The organism is Chamaesiphon sp. OTE_20_metabat_361, assembly GCF_031364565.1.
On sequence record NZ_JANLWO010000241.1, the window covers coordinates 1 to 3636 of the forward strand.

Annotated in this window: 4 protein-coding genes and 1 pseudogene; 4 read left to right on the forward strand and 1 reads right to left on the reverse strand. The window is 47.5% G+C overall.

The genetic code is table 11. The features are described 5' to 3' along the window. The 3 genes and pseudogenes from RMO35_RS07075 to dusA form a co-directional block, all read left to right on the forward strand. Positions 1-263, forward strand: a pseudogene (locus RMO35_RS07075) (photosystem II q(b) protein); the annotation flags it as partial. Positions 264-516: 253 nt separating this feature from the next. Beyond that, positions 517-909 carry a GFA family protein gene (locus RMO35_RS07080; protein ID WP_396135620.1) on the forward strand — a complete coding sequence of 131 codons (393 nt, stop codon included), beginning with the start codon at positions 517-519 and terminating at the stop codon, positions 907-909. A 22-nt stretch (positions 910-931) separates the two neighbouring features. After that, on the forward strand, positions 932-1939 hold the full coding sequence (gene dusA, locus RMO35_RS07085) for a tRNA dihydrouridine(20/20a) synthase DusA (protein ID WP_309739640.1): 1008 nt from the start codon (positions 932-934) through the stop codon (positions 1937-1939). Between the two features lie 113 nt (positions 1940-2052). On the opposite strand, the gene RMO35_RS07090 is transcribed toward dusA, so the two are convergent. Beyond that, positions 2053-2838 (reverse strand): hypothetical protein, encoded by a 786-nt coding sequence (locus RMO35_RS07090; RefSeq protein WP_309739642.1) that lies wholly within the window; start codon positions 2836-2838, stop codon positions 2053-2055. A gap of 299 nt (positions 2839-3137) precedes the next feature. Between RMO35_RS07090 and RMO35_RS07095 the strand changes: the two genes are divergently transcribed. Further along, positions 3138-3636: class I tRNA ligase family protein (locus RMO35_RS07095; RefSeq protein ID WP_309739644.1), on the forward strand; the 499-nt coding region annotated here is incomplete at its 3' end.

A 3636-nucleotide genomic window follows, 5' to 3' on the forward strand; every position in this document is an offset into this window, starting at 1 on the left:
TCTTAGCTGCATGGCCTGTAGTAGGCATCTGGTTCACATCTTTGGGTGTATCGACCATGGCCTTCAACCTCAACGGTTTCAACTTCAACCAGTCTGTTGTAGATGCACAAGGTCACGGAATCAACACCTGGGCCGACATCATCAACCGCGCTAACTTAGGAATGGAAGTAATGCACGAGCGTAACGCTCACAACTTCCCTCTGGACTTAGCTGCTGGCGAAGCTACTCCTGTTGCTTTGACTGCTCCTGCCATCAACGGTTAATATCTGTTCGATCTAAGAGTTTAAGAGATGAAAAGCCCTTCACAGTGATGTGAAGGGTTTTTGCGTTGGGGTATACAGTTTGCCCTGCGAGTAACCCTATCTTGATGTACTTCTATCGAATCTTTGGTATCTAGTTTATAATTTAGATCCCGCTCAAAAGTGGTTTAATGACGTGTGATTCCGGATGAGTTAATTCCGAAATCCTCACCGTGAAGATTATTGAAATAACTTCGAGCTAAATTACAGGCACATAATTGTGAGTAAACTAAACACTTATGATGGCGGCTGTCACTGTGGCAAAATTCGCTACCGAGTTGTTATCGAAAAACTCGAAGCAGTTGAGTGTAATTGTTCGATTTGCATTAAAAAAGGCTTCATCCATCTCATCGTCCCTGCCGAGCGATTTACTCTTCTTCAGGGGCAAGACGATTTGAGTACTTACACTTTTAATACAGGCACTGCTAAACATCACTTTTGTCGTCATTGCGGGATTCATGCCTTTTATCGTCCGCGCTCGCACCCCGACGGCTATGATGTTAATCTCCGCTGTCTAGACGATGGCGCGATCGATTTATTTGCAATTACCTACTTTGACGGTGCCCACTGGGAGGATAAAATCGACCAAATTCGCGATCGCTATAGTTGAATCGCCCGCACCCTATTTGAAAATGTTAGCAGTTAATCCTGAATCCATCAGTCATAAAATTCTTCCCTCGATACATCCGCTGAGTGTCGCGCCGATGATGGATCGCACAGATCGGCATTGTCGCTACTTTCTGCGCCAAATCAGCCGCCGTACATTGCTATATACCGAGATGGTGACAAGTATGGCAATTTTGCATGGCGATAAGCAAAAGCTACTCGGATTCGACCGCGACGAACAGCCGCTGGCACTACAAATCGGTGGCGATAATCCTCAAGACTTGGCTAAATGCGCCCAAATTGCTGAAGATTTCGGCTATGAAGAAGTAAATCTTAATGTTGGTTGTCCGAGCAGTCGCGTCCAAAGTGGTAACTTTGGGGCGTGCTTGATGCTCCAACCAGAACATGTAGCTGAGTGTATTGCGGCGATGATAACTGCGACCAAAATACCCGTGACGATCAAACATCGGATCGGCGTCGATGAGGTCGATAGCTATGAAGATCTGGTAAAATTTGTCTCGATCGTTTCCCAAACAGGTTGCACTCGGTTCTCGATACATGCCCGCAAAGCCTGGTTACAGGGCTTAAGTCCCAAGGAAAACCGCGAAGTCCCCCCCCTCCGGTATGAGGATGTCCATCGGCTCAAACGGGATTTTCCCCACCTCTCGATCGAGATTAATGGCGGGTTTACCAGTTTGGCACAAGTCCAAACTCAGCTTCAACTCGTCGATGCGGTGATGATTGGCAGAGCGATTTACGATAATCCCTATCTCCTCGCTCTTGCAGATCGAGAAATCTATGGTGAAGCGACTCCACCGCCCAGCCGCCATCAAATCGTGGCGGCGATGCTGCCCTATATCGACTCTTGGATGAGTAAAAGTTGTAAGCTCAACAGCATCACCCGCCACATGTTGCAGCTATTTCATGGGCAACCAGGAAGCCGAATTTGGAAACGGCTAATTACCGAGCAATCGGTTCTACCTGGAGCGGGGGTAGCGGTGGTGGAGCGGGCACTAGGAGAGATGCAAGTTTAGAGAGTCAGCGCCGCTACTGTCAGTAATTTGTAAGTATTTTTGATTCTACCCACAGGACTAAAATCAGGGATTGCAGTTACCACACACAAATTATTAGCATGAGCGACTTGAATTTAAGTAGCGATCGTCACATAAGTCGATCGCATTAGTGGGATGCTGCTAGACTGCTTGCGGGCATGTACATACAGATCCGTAAGCTGCGCCAACTGCAACCTCAACGGCTTTGTTTTGGCATCTGCCAACCAGCGCCAATCTGGAGATCGATCGAATACCCCCGCCCATAATTGATTGGTACCGACACTGAGTGGTTGAAAGTGGGGGAATGGTGATGGTGGTTGGGGCAATCTTTGGATGGCACCCGTCAGCAGCGGACTAGCCATCAGTGGCGATGGCGACAGTAATACGATATTGTTTTGAGCATCGCGTTCGACTAAAATCAGATAACCGTTCGATCCGGCGGGAATTTCAATAAATACTGCGGTGCGAACTGCGATCGTCTGAATGAATTTAGCTCGATCTACCTCGCGATCTTCAGGAGTGGTAACAGATTCGGCGAGTACTAGTCCAAACCTGTCGCTATCTCGTGCCAACTCCCACAACATCTCCCATTGGCTGTTTGCATCGAGCGCAAACCATTGGACATCCGTAAAAAAATCCGCTCGATCGAGTTTCAAAGCGTAGAAGATCGCTTGCCATGTCTGACGATCTAAACTTTGGGCATTTAGCACTCGGCGAGCGAGCGATTCGCCAGTAATTTCGGGGACTCTGGATATCAACTTCTTAGTAGTACTAATTTTGCGAGCGGTAAGCATGGCTTTCCATTTAGCTTTACCTGCTGCTGACATCTCGATCGCGGGTGGACGCGATTTAGCTACTGGATCGGAATGAGGAGTTTGCATCTTGTCTTGACTTTTAATACTGGTTAATCTTCCCGATCGAGTGCATCTCATCAGCAATTTATTCAGTATAGATCTCTGAAGGGATAGGGGATAGGGGATAGGGAATAGGGAATAGTGAGTAGTGAATAGTGAGTAGTGACACAGAAAGACGCAAGCGTCCACAACTCATTACCTCTTGCCCTTTCCCCTTTCCCCTTTCCCCCTCATGCAATAATAACCTTGGCAGTTGCTCTAGAATAGAGATCGCCAGAATATGGATACTTCATATATTTATTTAATACTTTAATCGATCGCTTGCAATGGAAAATAATTATAGCCCCACCGAGATCGAGTCCAAATGGCAACAGGCTTGGACGGATGCAAATTTATATAAAACCGACACTACCAGCAATAAGCCAAAATTCTACGCCTTGTCGATGTTTCCCTATCCATCGGGAAATCTGCATATGGGACACGTCCGCAACTATGTAATTACGGACGTAGTAGCCAGACAGAAGCGGATGCAGGGGCATCGGGTGCTGCACCCGATGGGTTGGGATGCTTTTGGCTTGCCAGCGGAAAATGCTGCCATCGAGCGGGGGATTCATCCAGCAACGTGGACGTACCAAAATATCGCCCACATGCGAGGACAGTTGCAGAAATTGGGTTTATCGATCGATTGGGAACGCGAGGTAGCTACCTGTTCGCCAGAATATTATCGGTGGACGCAGTGGATTTTCCTAAAATTCTACGAAGGTGGCTTGGCATACCAAAAAGACGGGATGGTAAATTGGGATCCGATCGACCAAACCGTACTGG

Bases quoted from the DNA above. Each gene is read 5' to 3' on its own strand.
- dusA (WP_309739640.1), top strand. From the start codon at position 932: ATGTTAGCAGTTAATCCTGAATCCATCAGTCATAAAATTCTTCCCTCG.
- RMO35_RS07090 (WP_309739642.1), bottom strand. From the start codon at position 2,838: ATGCAAACTCCTCATTCCGATCCAGTAGCTAAATCGCGTCCACCCGCG.